This is a genomic window from Rhodoferax sp. GW822-FHT02D07 (genome assembly GCF_058802405.1).
Genome location: NZ_JBXAOD010000002.1, coordinates 513,050 through 529,585, shown reverse-complemented (window position 1 = coordinate 529,585; position 16,536 = coordinate 513,050). Strand labels below are relative to the sequence as shown.

The 16,536-nt window shown below is 61.3% G+C and carries 14 protein-coding genes and 3 tRNA genes; 10 read left to right on the top strand and 7 right to left on the bottom strand.

Features of this window, described 5'->3' with window-relative positions; genetic code table 11:
- Positions 1-40: 40 nt before the first annotated feature.
- The 8 genes from clpP (at position 41) to AC1RNN_RS07100 (ending at position 7,075) form a co-directional block, all read left to right on the top strand.
- The gene (gene clpP, locus AC1RNN_RS07135) at positions 41-670 is read left to right on the top strand and encodes an ATP-dependent Clp endopeptidase proteolytic subunit ClpP (protein ID WP_255413700.1); all 630 of its coding nucleotides are present in this window, start codon (positions 41-43) and stop codon (positions 668-670) included.
- A gap of 100 nt (positions 671-770) precedes the next feature.
- Entirely contained in the window at positions 771-2,036 is a 1,266-nt protein-coding gene (gene clpX / locus AC1RNN_RS07130; protein WP_294768169.1) for an ATP-dependent Clp protease ATP-binding subunit ClpX, read from the top strand.
- A 142-nt stretch (positions 2,037-2,178) separates the two neighbouring features.
- The gene (gene lon / locus AC1RNN_RS07125; RefSeq protein ID WP_493087446.1) at positions 2,179-4,623 is read left to right on the top strand and encodes an endopeptidase La; all 2,445 of its coding nucleotides are present in this window, start codon (positions 2,179-2,181) and stop codon (positions 4,621-4,623) included.
- 61 nt (positions 4,624-4,684) lie between these two features.
- Positions 4,685-4,760, top strand: a tRNA-Gly gene (locus tag AC1RNN_RS07120).
- Positions 4,761-4,841: 81 nt separating this feature from the next.
- A tRNA-Cys gene (locus tag AC1RNN_RS07115) sits at positions 4,842-4,915 on the top strand.
- A 71-nt stretch (positions 4,916-4,986) separates the two neighbouring features.
- Positions 4,987-5,079: transfer RNA gene (locus tag AC1RNN_RS07110), tRNA-Leu, on the top strand.
- A 13-nt stretch (positions 5,080-5,092) separates the two neighbouring features.
- Positions 5,093-5,722, top strand: coding sequence for a DUF6806 family protein (locus AC1RNN_RS07105; RefSeq protein ID WP_493087448.1), 630 nt, complete (start codon positions 5,093-5,095; stop codon positions 5,720-5,722).
- 114 nt (positions 5,723-5,836) lie between these two features.
- The gene (locus tag AC1RNN_RS07100; RefSeq protein ID WP_493087450.1) at positions 5,837-7,075 is read left to right on the top strand and encodes a cyclic di-GMP phosphodiesterase; all 1,239 of its coding nucleotides are present in this window, start codon (positions 5,837-5,839) and stop codon (positions 7,073-7,075) included.
- A 99-nt stretch (positions 7,076-7,174) separates the two neighbouring features.
- Here AC1RNN_RS07100 and AC1RNN_RS07095 read toward each other — a convergent pair whose 3' ends face one another.
- The 3 genes from AC1RNN_RS07095 to AC1RNN_RS07085 are packed head-to-tail and all read right to left on the bottom strand — an operon-like array spanning position 7,175 to position 10,330.
- Positions 7,175-8,449 (bottom strand): acyl-CoA dehydrogenase family protein, encoded by a 1,275-nt coding sequence (locus AC1RNN_RS07095; RefSeq protein WP_493087451.1) that lies wholly within the window; start codon positions 8,447-8,449, stop codon positions 7,175-7,177.
- A 48-nt stretch (positions 8,450-8,497) separates the two neighbouring features.
- The gene (locus AC1RNN_RS07090) at positions 8,498-9,583 is read right to left on the bottom strand and encodes a phosphotransferase (protein WP_493087452.1); all 1,086 of its coding nucleotides are present in this window, start codon (positions 9,581-9,583) and stop codon (positions 8,498-8,500) included.
- Between the two features lie 27 nt (positions 9,584-9,610).
- On the bottom strand, positions 9,611-10,330 hold the full coding sequence (locus AC1RNN_RS07085; RefSeq protein WP_493087454.1) for a Crp/Fnr family transcriptional regulator: 720 nt from the start codon (positions 10,328-10,330) through the stop codon (positions 9,611-9,613).
- A gap of 297 nt (positions 10,331-10,627) precedes the next feature.
- Between AC1RNN_RS07085 and AC1RNN_RS07080 the strand changes: the two genes are divergently transcribed.
- Positions 10,628-12,580, top strand: a complete 1,953-nt coding sequence (locus AC1RNN_RS07080; RefSeq protein ID WP_493087456.1) for a type IV pilus assembly protein FimV — start codon at positions 10,628-10,630, stop codon at positions 12,578-12,580.
- Positions 12,581-12,620: 40 nt separating this feature from the next.
- Here AC1RNN_RS07080 and AC1RNN_RS07075 read toward each other — a convergent pair whose 3' ends face one another.
- The 3 genes from AC1RNN_RS07075 to lexA all read right to left on the bottom strand — a co-directional run bounded on the left by AC1RNN_RS07075 (position 12,621) and on the right by lexA (position 14,712).
- Positions 12,621-13,628: a D-2-hydroxyacid dehydrogenase family protein gene (locus tag AC1RNN_RS07075; RefSeq protein WP_493087458.1), complete on the bottom strand. Its 1,008-nt coding sequence runs from the start codon at positions 13,626-13,628 to the stop codon at positions 12,621-12,623.
- A 66-nt stretch (positions 13,629-13,694) separates the two neighbouring features.
- Complete coding sequence (locus AC1RNN_RS07070) at positions 13,695-14,018, bottom strand: hypothetical protein (protein ID WP_493087460.1); 324 nt, start codon at positions 14,016-14,018, stop codon at positions 13,695-13,697.
- Between the two features lie 19 nt (positions 14,019-14,037).
- Positions 14,038-14,712 carry a transcriptional repressor LexA gene (gene lexA / locus AC1RNN_RS07065; RefSeq protein ID WP_493087462.1) on the bottom strand — a complete coding sequence of 225 codons (675 nt, stop codon included), beginning with the start codon at positions 14,710-14,712 and terminating at the stop codon, positions 14,038-14,040.
- Positions 14,713-14,826: 114 nt separating this feature from the next.
- Between lexA and AC1RNN_RS07060 the strand changes: the two genes are divergently transcribed.
- Complete coding sequence (locus AC1RNN_RS07060) at positions 14,827-15,792, top strand: asparaginase (RefSeq protein ID WP_493087464.1); 966 nt, start codon at positions 14,827-14,829, stop codon at positions 15,790-15,792.
- Between the two features lie 45 nt (positions 15,793-15,837).
- On the opposite strand, the gene adk is transcribed toward AC1RNN_RS07060, so the two are convergent.
- Positions 15,838-16,494 (bottom strand): adenylate kinase, encoded by a 657-nt coding sequence (adk, locus tag AC1RNN_RS07055; protein ID WP_493087466.1) that lies wholly within the window; start codon positions 16,492-16,494, stop codon positions 15,838-15,840.
- Positions 16,495-16,536 lie beyond the last annotated feature (42 nt).

Sequence of the window (16,536 nt, the reverse complement as noted above, 5' to 3'; positions counted from 1 at the left end):
CGTTTTTCGGTACAGTTACACCATTCAATTTGGAGAGCTTATGAACGTGAAATATGGAATGTCCGGTGCGATGGAGACACAGGCTTTGGGCATGGTCCCCATGGTCATCGAGCAGTCGGGTCGTGGTGAGCGCTCCTACGACATTTATTCACGTCTGCTCAAGGAGCGCGTGATCTTCCTGGTGGGCCCGGTCAACGACCAGACTGCCAACCTCGTGGTGGCCCAGTTGCTGTTCCTGGAGAGCGAGAACCCCGACAAGGACATCTCCTTCTACATCAATTCCCCCGGCGGTTCGGTGAGCGCTGGCATGGCGATCTACGACACCATGAACTTCATCAAGCCCGATGTGTCCACCCTGTGCACCGGCATGGCCGCCAGCATGGGCGCCTTCCTGCTGGCCGCAGGTGCCAAGGGCAAGCGCTTCTCGCTGCCCAACTCCAAGGTCATGATTCACCAGCCTCTTGGCGGCACCCAGGGCCAGGCCACAGAGATCGAGATTCATGCCCGCGAAATCCTCAAGACCCGCGAGCAGCTGAACAAGATCCTCGCCGAGCGCACCGGCCAGCCGCTGGAAAAAATCGAGCGCGATACCGAGCGTGACTACTACCTGTCTGCCGACGAAGCCAAGGAATACGGCCTCGTGGACCAGGTGATCGCCAAGCGCCCCTGACTGACCGGCTTTTGAGCCGTCCAACGGTGCCTTTCTGCCCGGAAGGCACCGTTTTTATTTGGTTATCATTGCTTAACTTAGCGAAAAAGGCAGACCTCACATGGCCGAGAAAAAAGGCGCAACCGGCGAAAAAACCTTGTATTGCTCTTTCTGCGGCAAGAGCCAGCACGAGGTCAAAAAGCTGATTGCCGGACCTTCGGTGTTTGTGTGCGATGAATGCATCGAACTCTGCAACGAAATCATCCGTGACGAATTGCCGGCGACCACCGAAGGCAAAGACGCACGCAGCGAATTGCCCACGCCCGCCGACATCAAGTCGAATCTCGACAATTACGTGATCGGGCAGGAGCCGGCCAAGCGCACGCTGGCCGTGGCGGTGTACAACCACTACAAGCGTCTCAAACACAAGGAAAAGGCCAAGAAAGACGACGTCGAGCTGGCCAAGAGCAACATCTTGCTGATTGGCCCCACGGGTTCTGGCAAAACGCTGCTGGCGCAGACGCTCGCGCGGATGCTGGACGTACCCTTTGTGATGGCCGATGCCACCACGCTGACCGAAGCCGGTTACGTGGGCGAGGACGTGGAAAACATCGTTCTCAAGTTGCTGCAAAGCTGCAACTACGATGTGGAACGCGCCCAGCGCGGCATTGTCTATATCGACGAAATCGACAAGATATCCCGCAAGTCCGACAACCCCTCCATCACGCGTGACGTGTCGGGCGAGGGCGTGCAACAGGCCCTGCTCAAGCTCATCGAAGGCACCATGGCCAGCGTTCCGCCCCAAGGCGGACGCAAGCACCCCAACCAAGACTTTGTGCAGATCGATACCACCAACATCCTGTTCATCTGCGGCGGTGCGTTCGCGGGCTTGGAGAAGGTGATTGAGAGCCGCACCGAGGCCTCCGGCATTGGTTTCGGCGCAGCCGTGAAGAGTAAGCAGCAGCGTGCCCTGACTGAGGTGTTCAAGGAAGTCGAGCCGGAAGACCTGATCAAGTTTGGTCTGATCCCCGAACTGGTGGGCCGCATGCCCGTGGTGGCGACCTTGGCCGAATTGACCGAGGACGCGCTGGTGCAGATCCTGACCGAGCCCAAGAACGCTCTGGTCAAGCAATACGCCAAGCTGCTGGCCATGGAAGGCGCCGAGCTGGAAATCCGCCCCGCCGCGCTCAAGGCAATTGCCCGCCGTGCGCTGGTGCGCAAGACCGGTGCACGTGGCCTGCGCTCGATTCTGGAGCAGTCGCTCATCGACACCATGTACGAGCTGCCTACTGCTGCGAATGTCGAAAAGGTGGTGGTGGACGAATCCACCATCGAAGAGAACAAGCCGCCCCTGCTGGTATACCGCGAATCGGCCAAGAAGGCCTGACGCTATTCCACCCAAGGGCCGATAAACACGGCTTTTGGGCGAGTACACCTGATACTGCGGGTGACTCTGCCAACCATAATGTGAGTGCGCTTGAAATTCAGGCAACCCGGTCCATATTCAACAGGTAACGAAAAGGTTCCCCATGTCTGGCCACACACCCCTGCCTGCTACCCCCCTTGATCTGCCACTGCTGCCGCTGCGCGATGTGGTGGTCTTCCCCCACATGGTGATCCCGCTGTTTGTGGGCCGCCCCAAGAGCATCAAGGCACTGGAGGCCGCGATGGAGGCCGACCGCCGCATCATGCTGGTGGCCCAGAAGGCCGCCGCCAAGGACGACCCCGTGGTCTCCGACATGTTCGACGTGGGTTGTGTCTCCACCATTCTGCAGATGCTCAAACTGCCCGACGGCACGGTCAAGGTGCTCGTCGAAGGTCATCAGCGTGCCGCGGTTAACGAAATCGTGGAGGGCGAGCAGCATTTCACTGCCAATGTGACACCCATCGCCGTGCCCGAGGAAAACACCGAGCAGGCGCGTAAGGCGGCCAGCGAAGTGGAAGCCTTGCGCCGTGCAGTGATGCAGCAGTTTGACCAGTACGTCAAACTCAACAAGAAGATCCCTCCCGAGATACTCACTTCCATATCCAGCATTGACGATGCCGGCCGCCTGGCCGACACGATTGCGGCGCACCTGCCGCTCAAGCTGGATAGCAAGCAGGCCGTGTTGAGCCTGCCCCAGGTCAAGGACCGGCTGGAAAACCTCTTCGAGCAGATCGAGCGCGAGGTCGACATCCTCAATGTGGACAAGAAGATCCGTGGCCGCGTGAAGCGCCAAATGGAGAAGAACCAGCGCGACTTCTACCTCAACGAGCAGGTCAAGGCCATTCAGAAGGAGCTGGGTGAGGGCGAAGACGGCGCCGACATTGAAGAGATCGAAAAGAAGATCAAGGCCGCCAAGATGCCCAAGGAGGCCTTGAAGAAGGCCGAGGCCGAGCTCAAGAAGCTCAAGCTGATGTCGCCCATGTCGGCCGAGGCTACCGTGGTGCGCAACTACATCGAGGTGCTGACCGGTCTGCCCTGGACTGCAAAGACCAAGATCAAGCACAACCTCATGAACGCCGAGAACGTGCTTAACCAGGACCACTACGGCCTGGACAAGGTCAAGGACCGCATCCTGGAATACCTTGCGGTGCAGCAGCGCGTGGACAAGGTCAAGGCGCCCATCTTGTGCCTGGTCGGCCCTCCTGGCGTGGGCAAGACTTCGCTGGGGCAATCCATCGCCAAGGCCACCGGGCGCAAGTATGTGCGCATGGCCTTGGGTGGCATGCGTGACGAGGCCGAAATCCGCGGCCACCGCCGTACCTATATCGGCGCCATGCCGGGCAAGGTGCTGCAAAGCCTCTCCAAGGTTGGTACGCGCAATCCGCTGTTCCTGCTCGACGAAATCGACAAGCTCGGCACAGACTTCCGTGGCGATCCCAGCAGCGCGCTACTGGAAGTGCTGGACCCCGAACAGAACAACAAGTTCGGCGACCACTATGTTGAAGTCGACTACGACCTCAGCGATGTGATGTTCGTGGCGACCAGCAACTCCATGAACATTCCGCCGGCACTGCTGGACCGCATGGAGGTGATTCGTCTCTCGGGTTACACCGAAGACGAAAAGACGAATATCGCCATCACTTACCTCCTGCCCAAGCAGATGAAGAACAATGGCGTCAAAGACAGCGAGCTGCTGGTGACTGAGGCCGCCGTGCGCGACATCGTGCGTTACTACACCCGCGAAGCCGGCGTGCGCTCACTGGAGCGTGAGCTCTCCAAGGTCTGCCGCAAGGTAGTCAAGGGCCTGCTGCTCAAGAAGCTGCAGGGTCAGGTGCAGGTCACCGTGGACAACCTCAATGACTTCCTGGGCGTGCGCAAGTACACCTATGGCCGCGCCGAAGAGCAGAACCAAGTGGGCCAGGTGGTTGGCTTGGCATGGACCGAGGTGGGCGGTGATCTGCTGACCATCGAAGCCGCGCTCACACCGGGCAAGGGCATCATCACGCGCACCGGTTCGCTGGGCGATGTGATGAAGGAATCGGTAGAGGCCGCACGCACCGTGGTGCGCAGTCGTTCGCGCCGCCTGGGTATCAAGGATGAGGTGTTCGAGAAGAAGGACATCCACATCCACGTGCCCGATGGCGCCACGCCCAAAGACGGCCCTAGCGCCGGTGCCGCGATGGCCACGGCCTTTGTATCCGCATTGACGGGTATCGCCGTGCGCGGTGACGTCGCCATGACGGGTGAAATCACCCTGCGCGGCGAGATCACAGAGATTGGCGGGCTCAAGGAAAAGTTGCTGGCTGCCCTGCGTGGCGGCATCAAGACCGTACTGATTCCCGAGCAGAATGCCAAGGACCTACAAGACATTCCGGAGAACGTAAAGAACGGTCTGGAAATTGTGCCGGTGCGTTGGATCGACCAGGTGCTGGAACTGGCGCTGGAGTCCCAGCCCGTGGCCCTGCCTGAGGACGATGCTGCAGCTCCCGCCGCTGGCGTGGCGACTCCCGTGACCGATGTGGTTTTGAGCGAGTCCGTGAAACACTGATAAAAAAGTGGCGGTGTTTGCAAGGGGCGCAAAAAGTACGCTATAATTTGAGGCTTAGAATGCGGGAATAGCTCAGTTGGTAGAGCGCAACCTTGCCAAGGTTGAGGTCGAGAGTTCGAGACTCTTTTCCCGCTCCAATTCCAAAAAAGGGAAGCAGCAGCTTCCCTTTTTTATTCGGTTGCGTTCACAGCTTCTGTGATGTGCCGAATTCCGGATAGGGCGCGGTAGCAAAGCGGTTATGCCCCGGATTGCAAATCCGGTTAGTCCGGTTCGACTCCGGACCGCGCCTCCAGATGCGTCTGGTCGCAAACGCCTCGTCGGCCTCGGTTGGCGGGGCGTTTTTGTTTGACAATATGCCCACGTGCCTGAGTGGTGAAATAGGTAGACACATCGGACTTAAAATCCGCCGCTTCGTGAATAACGGGCGTACCGGTTCGATTCCGGTCTCAGGCACCAACCACCTACTGCTATGTCGAACTACAACGCCCCTTTCGAAATCCATGTGCATGGCCAGGTGCTGTTGCGTGCCAATGTCACGTTTGCCCAGCTGCAGGACGCGCTCAAGCCCATGTGGAAGTACGCGGGAGCGCGTTCGCTGACCGATGGTGCCAAGAGCAGCTATGAGGACGAGCCCGGCATCCAGCTCGAGGCCAATGAGCATTTGCTGCAGATGTGCTGGACGGTGGCTGGAGACGACGACTTCCGCCAGACACTGGACGAGGTCTGCATGAACCTCAATGAATTGGCCGACGCAGGTGCCGCCATCGAGGTGACCTTCTACGACTCCGAGTTCGACGAGGAAGAGGCGGCGCCGGGTAGCACTTCGCGTGATGACTTTGTGGTGCTGTTTGTCGGGCCCAACCCCGCTTCCATCATGCAAGTTCAGCGCGATTTGCTGGTGCAGGACGTGATCAATCTTATGGAGCGCCACTTTGATGGCTCCGAACTTGGCGGCGTGGTGGCCGAGGTGGACAAGCTGTTTACCCAACGCTTTGATGCTTTGGTCAGCTCGCTGGAAATTGGCAAACCACCGCGCGGATCGGGCGGCGGTTTTGGCAGCGGTCATGGTGGTGGGCGCAAGCCACGCCATTTGCATTGAGCCGCTAAATTTCTTGGGTTCGGGGCATGGGCGCCCTTATACTGAAATCTCGTCGTTGTCCGTATTGCAGGGGCGTTGGAGCCTGTGTCGTAGCGTGTAGCCCATAACCCATCCATGCTCAAGAAAATCAGCGTTAGCCAGTTGGTCGTGGGCATGCACCTCAAGGAATTTTGTGGTTCCTGGATGGAGCACCCGTTTTGGCGGTCCGGCTTCGTGATCACGGACCCCAAGGACATCAAGACGATTCTGGCGAGCAGCATCAAGGAAGTCTGGATCGACAGCTCCAAGGGGCTGGATGTCGCCGCAGGGCAAACGGCCGTCACCGAATCTGAATCCGAAGAACAGGTGGAAGAAGAGCTGCGCCAGGCCGTATCGGCCCAGCGCGAGGTGGCTCCGGTATCCATTGATGTGGAGCTGCAGCGCGCGGCCAAGATCTGCTACCAGTCCAAGCAGGCTGTCATGTCCATGTTCCAGGAAGCGCGCATGGGCAAGGCCGTGGACGCGGGCAATGCCCGGCAGATGGTGGAAGAGATCACCGATTCGGTGACACGCAATCCTGGTGCCCTGATCAGTCTGGCCCGGCTCAAGACGGCCGACGACTACACCTATATGCACTCCGTGGCCGTGTGCGCCATGATGGTGGCGCTGGCCAAGCAGTTGGGTTTGGAGGAGGCGCAGACCCGTTCGGCGGGATTGGCTGGCCTGATGCACGACTTGGGCAAGGCTGCCATGCCCATGGACGTACTCAACAAACCCGGCAAACTGACGGATGCAGAGTTTGCCATTATCAAGACCCACCCTGAACGCGGCTACGACATACTCAAGGAGAGCAAGGGTGTGGACCCCATGGTGTTGGATGTCTGTTTGCACCACCATGAGAAGACCGATGGATCGGGTTACCCCAAAGGTCTGAAGGCGGATGAAATCAGCCTGTTTGCCAAGATGGGAGCGGTATGCGACGTGTACGACGCCATCACCTCCAACCGGCCCTACAAGACGGGCTGGGACCCGGCCGAATCGCTGCGCAAGATGGCGGAGTGGGCCAACGGCCACTTTGAGGGCAAGGTGTTTCAGGCCTTTGTGAAGAGCCTTGGGATTTATCCGATTGGCTCGCTGGTACGGCTGAGTTCTGGCCGTCTGGGTGTGGTGGTAGAGCAGACCAGCAAGTCGCTGACCACGCCGCGAGTGAAGGTGTTTTTCTCGACCAAATCCAACTTGCGCATCCGACCTGAGGTGGTGGACCTGTCCAAGCCCAGCGAGAACGACAAGATCGCCAGCCGCGAAGACCCGGCTAAGTGGCGCATCGCCGACCTCAATGAATTGTGGTCTGGCCTGCCCAATGCGCCTTGGTAGTCGATCTTCGATGAAATAGGCCTCTTGCCCCCATGGATAGTGCGCAAGCAGCTATCAAAAAAAGAGCGGTAGTTCCTTCGGAATACCGCTCTTTGTGCTTCAGCAGCCGCGTGTGATGGGCATATCCACGGGCTTGGGGTTGAGTGCGTACTTGCCCAGCTCCAGTTTGGCGATGGCGTTGCGGTGTACCTCATCGGGGCCGTCGGCAAATCGCAAGGTGCGTGCGCAGGTGTAGCTGTAGGCGAGCGGGAAGTCGTCGCACATGCCGCCGCCGCCATGCACCTGGATGGCCCAGTCGATGACTTCGCAAGCCATGGAGGGGGCGACCACCTTGATCATCGCGATCTCGTTTTTGGCGAACTTGTTGCCCGCCACATCCATCATCCAGGCAGCCTTGAGCGTGAGCAGGCGCGCCATGTCGATCTTGCAGCGTGCCTCGGCGATGCGTTCCTGCGTCACCGTCTGCGCGGCAATCGGTTTGCCAAACGCAATGCGGCTGGAGGCGCGCTTGCACATGAGTTCCAGTGCACGCTCGGCCAGACCGATGAGGCGCATGCAGTGGTGGATGCGCCCAGGCCCCAAGCGGCCCTGAGCGATCTCGAAGCCGCGGCCTTCGCCGAGCAGGATGTTGCCCACGGGCACGCGCACGTTCTCAAACCGCATTTCCATGTGGCCGTGGGGTGCGTCGTCGTAGCCAAACACGGTGAGCGGGCGCACCACGGTGATGCCCTTGGTGTCGGCAGGCACCAGCACCATGCTCTGCTGGGAGTGGCGGGGCGCTTCGGGATCGGTTTTACCCATGGTGATGTAGACCGCGCAGCGTGGGTCGCCGGCGCCGGAAATCCACCACTTGCTGCCGTTGATCACGTACTCGTCGCCCTGGCGCTCAATGCGGGTGGCAATGTTGGTGGCATCGCTGGAGGCCACATCGGGCTCGGTCATGGCAAAGGCCGAGCGGATCTTGCCTTCGAGCAGGGGCTTGAGCCAGCGCTCCTTGTTCTCCTCGGAGCCATAGCGTGCGATGGTTTCCATATTGCCGGTGTCGGGCGCAGAGCAGTTGAACACCTCGCTGGACCACATGACGCGGCCCATGATTTCGGCCAAGGGCGCGTACTCCTGGTTGGTCAGGCCCGCGCCGTGGTAGCCCGAGGCTTCGGCGCTGTCCACCGGCAGGAATAGGTTCCACAGCCCGGCCGCCTGGGCTTTGGGCTTGAGGTCTTCAATCGTCCTGAGCGGTGTCCAGCGCTTGCCTGCGGCCGTGTTGGCGGCGATCTCGGCGTGGTAAGCCGCCTCGGCCGGGTAAATGTGCTCATCCATGAACTTTTGCAGACGGGCCTGCAGGTCCTTGGTCTTGGGGGAGTAGTCGAAATCCATGGAGTCTCCGGGGAAAGGGGCGTGTCGTGGCGTGTGGGGCAGGGTGACTCAGGCCTTGCGGGCGAATTTCCAGGCCAGCTGGGCGAGAGGGCGGGCACCAGCGGCGGAGCTCACGGCCTGGGCGCTGGAGGCCGTGCCAGCTTCCACGCGCTTGGCAATGCCCTGCAGGATGGCCGCAATACGGAACATGTTGTAGGCCATGTAGAAATTCCAGTCGGCCTTGAGTTGCGCGGGTGTGGCCAGGCCGGTGCGCTCGCAGTACAGGCCGATGTACTCGTCTTCCGAGGGAATGCCCAACGCGGGCAGGTCCAGCCCGCCAATGCCGCGGAAGGCGCCGGGCGGGATATGCCAGGCCATGCAGTGGTAGCTGAAGTCGGCCAGGGGGTGGCCCAGGGTGGACAGCTCCCAGTCCAGCACACCGATGACGCGTGGCTCGTCGGGGTGGAACATGAGGTTGTCGAGCCGGAAGTCACCATGCACGATGCTCACCAGGCTATCGTCGCGCGCCATGGCCGGAATGTTCTGCGGCAGCCACTCCATGAGTTGGTCCATTTCTGGGATGGGCTGGGTAATGGAGGCTTGGTATTGTTTACTCCAGCGGCCGATCTGTCGCTCGAAGTAGTTGCCCGGCTTGCCATAGCTTGCCAAGCCGCGTTCTGCAAACTTCACCGAGTGCAGCGCAGCAATCACGCGGTTCATTTCCTGGTACATGGTGCCGCGCTGGGCGGGCGTCATGCCTGGCAGTGACTGGTCCCACAGCACGCGGCCCTGCACGAACTCCATGACGTAGAAGGCACGGCCAATGATCGACTCATCCTCACACAGGCAGTGCATGCGGGGTACGGGCACATCGGTGCCGTGCAGACCTTGCATCACCGCAAACTCGCGCTCAATGGCGTGCGCCGAAGGCAGCAGCTTGGCCACTGGCCCGGGTTTGGCGCGCATCACATAGCTTTTGCCCGGTGTGTTCAGCTTGTAGGTGGGGTTGGATTGCCCGCCCTTGAACATTTCGACCTCCAGCGGTCCGGCATAGCCGGGCAAGTTCGCCCGTAGCCAGGTATCCAGCGCGGCAATGTCAAAGGCGTGCTGGCCCGAGACGGAACGGGTACCCACAAAGTGGTCGAAATCGCTCATGCAGTGCAATCAGGATGAAAAGGAAAATCAGTCGTCTGCGTCAATGATGTGCATCAAAGCAGCGCGGTTGCGAACGACCAAACCACCGGGCTCGATGCGGATGGCATCCTCGCGCTCCATGGCCTTGAGTTCCTGGTTCACGCGTTGGCGCGAGGCGCCCAACAACTGCGCCAGCTCCTCCTGCGCCAGTTGCAGGCCGATGCGCACTTCGCTGGCATCGCTGAGCGAAGGCACGCCATAGCTGCGCACTAGGTGCAGCAATTGCTTGGCCAGGCGCGCGCGCAGGGGCAGGGTGTTGAGGTCTTCCACCAGTCCGTAGAGCTGGCGAATGCGGCGCGCATGCAGGCGAAGCATGGCTTCGTAGAGTTCCACATGGGTGGCCAGGATCTTGCGGAAGTCTGCTTTGGCTACGCAGAGGATGGTGCTGTCCCCATGCGCGTAGGCGTCGTGCGTGCGGCGGTCTCCATCGAAGATCGCCACGTCGCCAAACCAGATGCCCGGCTCCACATAGGTCAGCGTGATCTGCTTGCCCGAGATGGATGTGGAGCTCACCCGCACCGCGCCCTTGGCGCAGGCAATCCATTCCTCGGGCGGCTCGCCGCGCGCTGCGATCAGCTCGCCGTCCTTGTAACGTTTGACGTAGGCGCATCGAAGAATGTCGTGTTTGAGCGATGGGGAAAGGGTTGAAAACCAGCGCCCTGCATTGATTGCAGAACGTTCATCAATGGTAAGAATGGGTTCGTCCATGGCCTGTCTTTTGCGTGACTTGCGGAAGGGAAATCGAGCGCACATTGTCACCCCCGTGACCATAGAGACGCCCGGGGGTTGTCACCAGTGTGTCTGCCTGCGAGGCCATGCGCAAACGGCTGTTGGCCAGGTGCATCCGCGCGTTCACTGAATGGGCGGAATCTTCCGGTGCCGCGATGCTCCAAATAGCGCGCCTTGTTCCCTCGTACGATAGCTTTTGAGCGTGTTTGGGGTATGCGAGAATCAACAAAATCAATGAAGCCGGACTTTTCACTCAAACATTGCGCCCTCGCGGCGATGCTCCTGTGCGCGGCATTGGAGAGTAGTGCGCTCACATTGGGCCGTGCGCGTGGTGCAGCCCTGCTGGGGCAACCATTCCAGGTTACCGTGCCTGTGCAGCTGGCGCCGGACGAGGATGGCAGTGCGCTGTGCTTTGAGGCCGATGTGTTCTACGGTGACATCCGGCAGGAATCTTCCCGTGTATCCGTCAGCCCGGAGCTCAATGCCTCCGGTCAGCCCACCGCGGTGCGCATCGTGTCGCGCGTGCCGGTGGATGAGCCTGTGGTCTCCGTTTATGTCCGCACAGGTTGCGGTGTATCCACCTCGCGCCGTTATGTGATGCTGGCAGATTTGGCGTCCGAGGTCAGCCCGCCTGTACAAAGCGCAGTGCCCGGCCCGGCGACCCGCCCCCCAGCAGTCGCACCCGTGACGGTGCCTCCGCCAGCAGCCTCCACTGCGCCGGCTGCCAGTACTGGCAGTACTCCGGCCGCCACGGTAGCGAGCAAACCCGCGCGCAAGGCACCGGTACGCAGCGATGTGCCGGCGCCGGTACCCGTGGCCAAGGCGCAAGGCAGCAAGCCACGCCTGAAATTGACACCGCTGGATCTTTCGCAGGATTGGGAGCCGGCACTCAAGTCGTCTTCCGAACTGATTGCGCCACCCGTGGAAGATGTCCAGAAACGCCTGGCTGCCTCCGCGCTCTGGAAGAGCCTGAATCTGACGCCGGAAGAAGTCCTGCGCGATGCCGCCCGACTTCAGGGGCTGGAACAGAACGTCGGCAAGCTGAGTGAGCTGAGTGCACAGAACCAGCGCCAGATGCAGGCGTTGCTGGGCCGTCTGGAGAAGTCCGAGGCCGAGAAATATGCCAATCCGTTGATTTACGCATTGGCTGCAGCCCTGCTGGCATTGGCGGGTGGCATGTTGTGGTTTTGGCGCAAATTGCGCAATGCCGGAGATGCGCCTTGGTGGAGTGGCCAAGGTGACTCGGTGCATACGCCGATGGAGCGCGACACCAAGTCGGAGGCTCCTGCGTCAGGTGTTGCCCAACCGGATATGTCGGTTCCTGCTGCGGTACCTGCCGCGCAGCCTCTGCGGACCCAGGGCTTGGTGGTCCCCGTATCGGCACCACTGGCGGATGTGGACATTGACCTGCATCTGGATGACCTGGACCCGCCATCCCCCGTGGTGCCTGCTGCGCCTGCCCCTTCACTGGATCGGCCGTCTTCCCGCATGATGGGGCTGCGCGATTTTTCGCCCAGCATGTCCGGTTCGCTGCGCTCCATCAATACGCAGGAAGTGCTGGACGTGCGCCAGCAGGCCGAATTCTTCATGACCTTGGGTCAGTACGACGAGGCCATCTCTCTGCTGGAGCACAACATTGCGGACCACGAGGAATCCAATCCGCTGGTCTACCTGGACCTGCTCAAGGCGCTGCACACGCTGAGCCGCAAGGATGCGTTTGACCGTTACCGTGATGAGTTCAACGCGCTGTTTACCGGGCAGGTGCCTCCCTATGCGCAGTTCAATGAGTCCGGTCAGGGGTTGGAGGCATATCCCGAGCTGTGCTCGCACATCGCATCTGTCTGGCCCAGCAAGGCGGCGCTGGATTTCATCGAGAAGTGTTTGGTGCGCGAGCGGGATGCCGCTGCAGATGTGCGTTTCGATCTGGAGGCTTTCCGGGACCTGTTGCTGCTGCATGCGCTGGTGACGCGCCTATCGGGCGAGGTCAGCAGTGCCGTGGCACCGTTCAGCGCAGCCAAGCCAGCAGAGCCATTGGTGCCAGCTGCGGCTGAAACCGGCCCCGCGCCTGTGGAAGCTGCACTGCCTACGGTGGATTTGCCACCGGCCATGGACATTGATCTGGATTTGTCGGACTCTGCCCCTGCGCCCGCGCAGCCGCAGGACAACCTTATCGACTTTGATGCGTCCGGCCTGTCACTCACGCCGCCGCTGACACCGCCACGCCGTTAAGTCCCCGAGGCGCGGCGCCGCAATGCGCGGCTTGTTGCGCTCAGCGGCGAACCTGCAGGGCGCCGGGGTTGATGATGTTGGAGGGCGTGCCCTTGATGAAATTCACCACATTGTCAAAGGCAGCGCCGAAGTACATCTCGTAGCTGTCCTGCTCCACATAGCCGATATGGGGGGTGCATATGCAGTTCTCCAGTCGCAGCAGGGCGTGGCCTTGCAGGATGGGTTCGGTTTCAAACACGTCCACCGCGGCCATGCCCGGGCGGCCCCGGTTGAGGGCACCAATCAGGGCGTCAGTCTCCAAAAGCTCCGCCCGGGATGTATTTACCAGCAGTGCCGTGCTCTTCATGCAGGCCAGGTCGGCCGCAGTGACGATGCCACGGGTGCTTTCATTGAGGCGCAGATGCAGGGTCAGTACGTCGCTGCGGGAGAAGAAATCTTCACGGCTGTCGGCGGCCAGGAATCCATCCTGTTGGGCACGCTGGCGCGAAGCTTCACTACCCCAGATGACTACCTGCATGCCAAAGGCGCGCCCGTAGCCCGCCACCAGCTGGCCAATGCGTCCGTAGCCCCAGACACCCAGGGTCTTGTCGCGCAGCACGCTGCCGAGTCCGAAGTTGGAGGGCATGGAGCCCGCCTTGAGCCCCGATTGTTGCCAGGCGCCGTGTTTGAGGTTGCCAATGTACTGGGGCAGGCGGCGCATGGCAGCCATGATCAGGGCCCAGGTCAATTCGGCGGGGGCGATGGGGGAGCCCACGCCTTCTGCCACAGCGATACCGCGTTCCGTGCAGGCTTGCACATCGATGTGAGAACCGGCCCGGCCGGTTTGGGCGATCAGCTTGAGGCGGGGGAGTTTGTCGATGAGGGAGCGGGTGATCTGGGTGCGCTCGCGGATCAGGACGATGATGTCGGCATCCTTGAGCCGGATGGACAACTGGCCCAGGCCTTTGACTGTGTTGGTGTACACCTTGGCAGGGAAGGCATCCAGCTTGGCTGAGCATTGCAGCTTGCGAACGGCGTCCTGATAGTCATCCAGAATCACGATATTCATGCATGCCATTGTGCCTTGGGATGTGGCGCACGCTGCCGCCAAAAGGGCAAATTTGCCCCGCTGTTGTTACGCAGCTTCGCAGGCGGCCAGGCGGTCCAGTTCGGCGCAGACGTCGGCCATGCGGCCGGAGATGACCATGCGCCCCACGGCGGTGCGTGCTTGGCCACTTTCTACCACCCGCACGACGCGCAGCGGCTTGTTGTTCATGCATTTTTCGGTGCTGGCCCCCGTGGATAGTGCGCGAGAAGCTATCAATTGAGGAGCGCGGCAGCTGTTGTTGGGCGTAGCACCGGGGTGCAGGGCGGGTGACTTGCGGGCTTCCGGCCAGAGGGCGTGCACCCATTGGCGCAGGGGTGTCCAGAAGTCCGGTTTGATGGCGGCGGTGTGCATGGTCTTCGTCCTGGTGGGTTTACATCAACATGGTGTTACGAATCAGCCCTACGGCGAGGCCTTCAATTTCGAAAGGCTCGCCGGGCTCGACCACGATGGTCTGGTAGTCCGGGTTCTCGGGGTGCAGTTCGATGAGGTGCTTGTTGCGGCGGAAGCGCTTGACGGTGACTTCCTCCCCAAGGCGGGCCACGACGATCTGGCCGTTCTTGGCGTCCTTTGTGGCTTGCACGGCCAACAGGTCGCCGTCCATGATGCCGGCGTCGCGCATGGACATGCCGCGCACCTTGAGCAGGTAGTCGGGCTGGCGCTGGAACAGGCTGTTTTCCACGTAATAGGTCTGGTCCACATGCTCTTGGGCCAGGATGGGGGAGCCAGCGGCCACACGGCCAATGAGAGGGAGCGCGAGCTGGGCCAGGCCGGGAATGGGCAGGGCAAACTGCTTCATGCGCGACTCTTGCATGGAGCGCAGTACATCGCCCTTGAGGCGGATGCCGCGGGAGGTGCCGCTGACCAGCTCGATGACGCCCTTGCGGGCCAGGGCCTGCAGATGCTCTTCGGCGGCGTTGGCCGACTTGAAGCCCAGTTCACTGGCGATTTCGGCGCGCGTGGGCGGGGCGCCGGTGCGTGCGATAGCGCCTTGGATCAGGTCCAGAATCTGTTGTTGGCGGGCGGTGAGCTTGGGACTTTCGAGCATACTGACTCCTTCTGTGTGGGTCGGTGCTGGCTGTGTGTCTGTACACACTGTTTTCTCATCCAGTAACTGTATTTTTAAACAGTTTTGAAGAATTTGCAAGAAAGATGTGTTGGCATGCTTAAAAAAATAGTGGTGTTGGGAACCGGTGGCACGATTGCCGGCCAGTCGCGCCAGGCCGGAGACAACGTGGGCTATACAGCGGGGCAGGTGGCTGTGGCCGATCTGCTGCAGGCGATTCCCGGGCTGGATGCGCAGCTGGCAGAGCGCAGCCTGCAGACCGAGCAACTGGCGCAGATCGACAGCAAGGACATGTCGTTTGCAGTCTGGCGCAGCCTGGCGCAGCGTTGCGCCCAGCATCTGGCCGATGCGTCGGTGGATGCTGTGGTGGTGACCCACGGAACGGACACGCTGGAGGAAACGGCGTTTTTTCTGGAGCAGATGCTGGCGCCGGCGCAGTTGCACGGCAAGCCGCTGGTGCTGACCTGCGCGATGCGGCCGGCCTCGGCGCTGGTGCCGGATGGCCCGCAGAACCTGCTCGATGCCGTGGCTGTGGCTTGTAGCGGGACGGCAGGGGTGTGGGTGGTATGCGCCGGGTCCGTCCATGCTGCGCGCCATGTGCAGAAGGTCCATACCTACCGGGTCGATGCCTTTGATTCCGGCGACGTTGGCCCCATGGGCGTGGTCGAAGAAGGGCGGGTGCGCTGGTTTGCCACCTGGAAGCCCCAGCCCACGGGCCTGGCGCTACCTGCCCTGGCCCAGCTCAATACCGAACACTGGCCGCGTGTGGAAGTACTCATGAACTACGCAGGAGCGAGTGCCCATGCGGTGCGCGGCCTGTGCACACCTGTGCCCGAGTCGCCACTGCGCGGTCTGGTGGTGGCAGGGACCGGCAATGGCACCTTGCACACCGAGCTGGAGGCGGCTCTGCTGGAGGCGCAGGCGCAGGGCATTCGCGTGTTGCGTACCAGCCGCTGCGCGCGCGGTCAGCTGGTGCCGGGGCCGGCGCCGGCGGCGCTGGCTGCCGTGGGTCTGCCGCCTGTGAAGGCGCGCATTGCGCTCATGCTTTCCCTGCTGGCGTAAAAAAAGCCGCGTCAGCGGGCTTTTTTCATGGGGCAATCTGGGCGCTTACTTGGCCAGGGCCTCGAACACGCGCGCCGTGATGGCGTTGACATCGCCCATGCCGCTGATAGCGCGGTACTTGGGGGCGCTGGCGGGGTCCTTGGCGGCCCATTGGGAGTAGTACTCGACCAGGGGGCGGGTCTGGGCGCTGTACACGTCCAGGCGCTTCTTCACAGTTTCTTCCTTGTCGTCATCGCGCTGGATCAGGGGCTCGCCGGTCACGTCGTCCTTGCCTTCGACCTTGGGCGGGTTGAACTTGACGTGGTAGGTACGGCCTGACGCGGGGTGTGAGCGGCGGCCGCTCATGCGTTCGATGATGGCGTCAAAGGGCACGTCGATTTCGACCACATAGTCCAGTGCCACACCGGCCGCCTTCATGGCATCGGCCTGGGGGATGGTGCGGGGGAAGCCGTCAAACAGGAAACCCTTGGCGCAGTCGGGCTGATTGATACGTTCCTTGACGAGATTGATGATGAGGTCGTCGCTGACGAGACCGCCGGACTTCATGACTGCGTCGGCCTGCAGGCCCAGCGGTGTGCCGGCCTTCACGGCAGCGCGCAGCATGTCGCCGGTCGAAATCTGTGGGATTCCGTACTTTTGACAGATGAAGGTGGCTTGCGTGCCTTTGCCAGCGCCAGGTGCGCCCAACAGAATCAGTCTCATGGATAACCTCGGATAAAACAAAACCTTGGCGCGTTCGTGGCA

What these genes read in the sequence shown, in the direction of transcription:
- clpP (WP_255413700.1), top strand. Translation starts at nt 41, where the DNA reads ATGAACGTGAAATATGGAATGTCCGGTGCGATGGAGACACAGGCTTTG.
- clpX (WP_294768169.1), top strand. Translation starts at nt 771, where the DNA reads ATGGCCGAGAAAAAAGGCGCAACCGGCGAAAAAACCTTGTATTGCTCT.
- lon (WP_493087446.1), top strand. Translation starts at nt 2,179, where the DNA reads ATGTCTGGCCACACACCCCTGCCTGCTACCCCCCTTGATCTGCCACTG.
- AC1RNN_RS07105 (WP_493087448.1), top strand. Translation starts at nt 5,093, where the DNA reads ATGTCGAACTACAACGCCCCTTTCGAAATCCATGTGCATGGCCAGGTG.
- AC1RNN_RS07100 (WP_493087450.1), top strand. Translation starts at nt 5,837, where the DNA reads ATGCTCAAGAAAATCAGCGTTAGCCAGTTGGTCGTGGGCATGCACCTC.
- AC1RNN_RS07095 (WP_493087451.1), bottom strand. Translation starts at nt 8,449, where the DNA reads ATGGATTTCGACTACTCCCCCAAGACCAAGGACCTGCAGGCCCGTCTG.
- AC1RNN_RS07090 (WP_493087452.1), bottom strand. Translation starts at nt 9,583, where the DNA reads ATGAGCGATTTCGACCACTTTGTGGGTACCCGTTCCGTCTCGGGCCAG.
- AC1RNN_RS07085 (WP_493087454.1), bottom strand. Translation starts at nt 10,330, where the DNA reads ATGGACGAACCCATTCTTACCATTGATGAACGTTCTGCAATCAATGCA.
- AC1RNN_RS07080 (WP_493087456.1), top strand. Translation starts at nt 10,628, where the DNA reads ATGCTCCTGTGCGCGGCATTGGAGAGTAGTGCGCTCACATTGGGCCGT.
- AC1RNN_RS07075 (WP_493087458.1), bottom strand. Translation starts at nt 13,628, where the DNA reads ATGAATATCGTGATTCTGGATGACTATCAGGACGCCGTTCGCAAGCTG.
- AC1RNN_RS07070 (WP_493087460.1), bottom strand. Translation starts at nt 14,018, where the DNA reads ATGCACACCGCCGCCATCAAACCGGACTTCTGGACACCCCTGCGCCAA.
- lexA (WP_493087462.1), bottom strand. Translation starts at nt 14,712, where the DNA reads ATGCTCGAAAGTCCCAAGCTCACCGCCCGCCAACAACAGATTCTGGAC.
- AC1RNN_RS07060 (WP_493087464.1), top strand. Translation starts at nt 14,827, where the DNA reads ATGCTTAAAAAAATAGTGGTGTTGGGAACCGGTGGCACGATTGCCGGC.
- adk (WP_493087466.1), bottom strand. Translation starts at nt 16,494, where the DNA reads ATGAGACTGATTCTGTTGGGCGCACCTGGCGCTGGCAAAGGCACGCAA.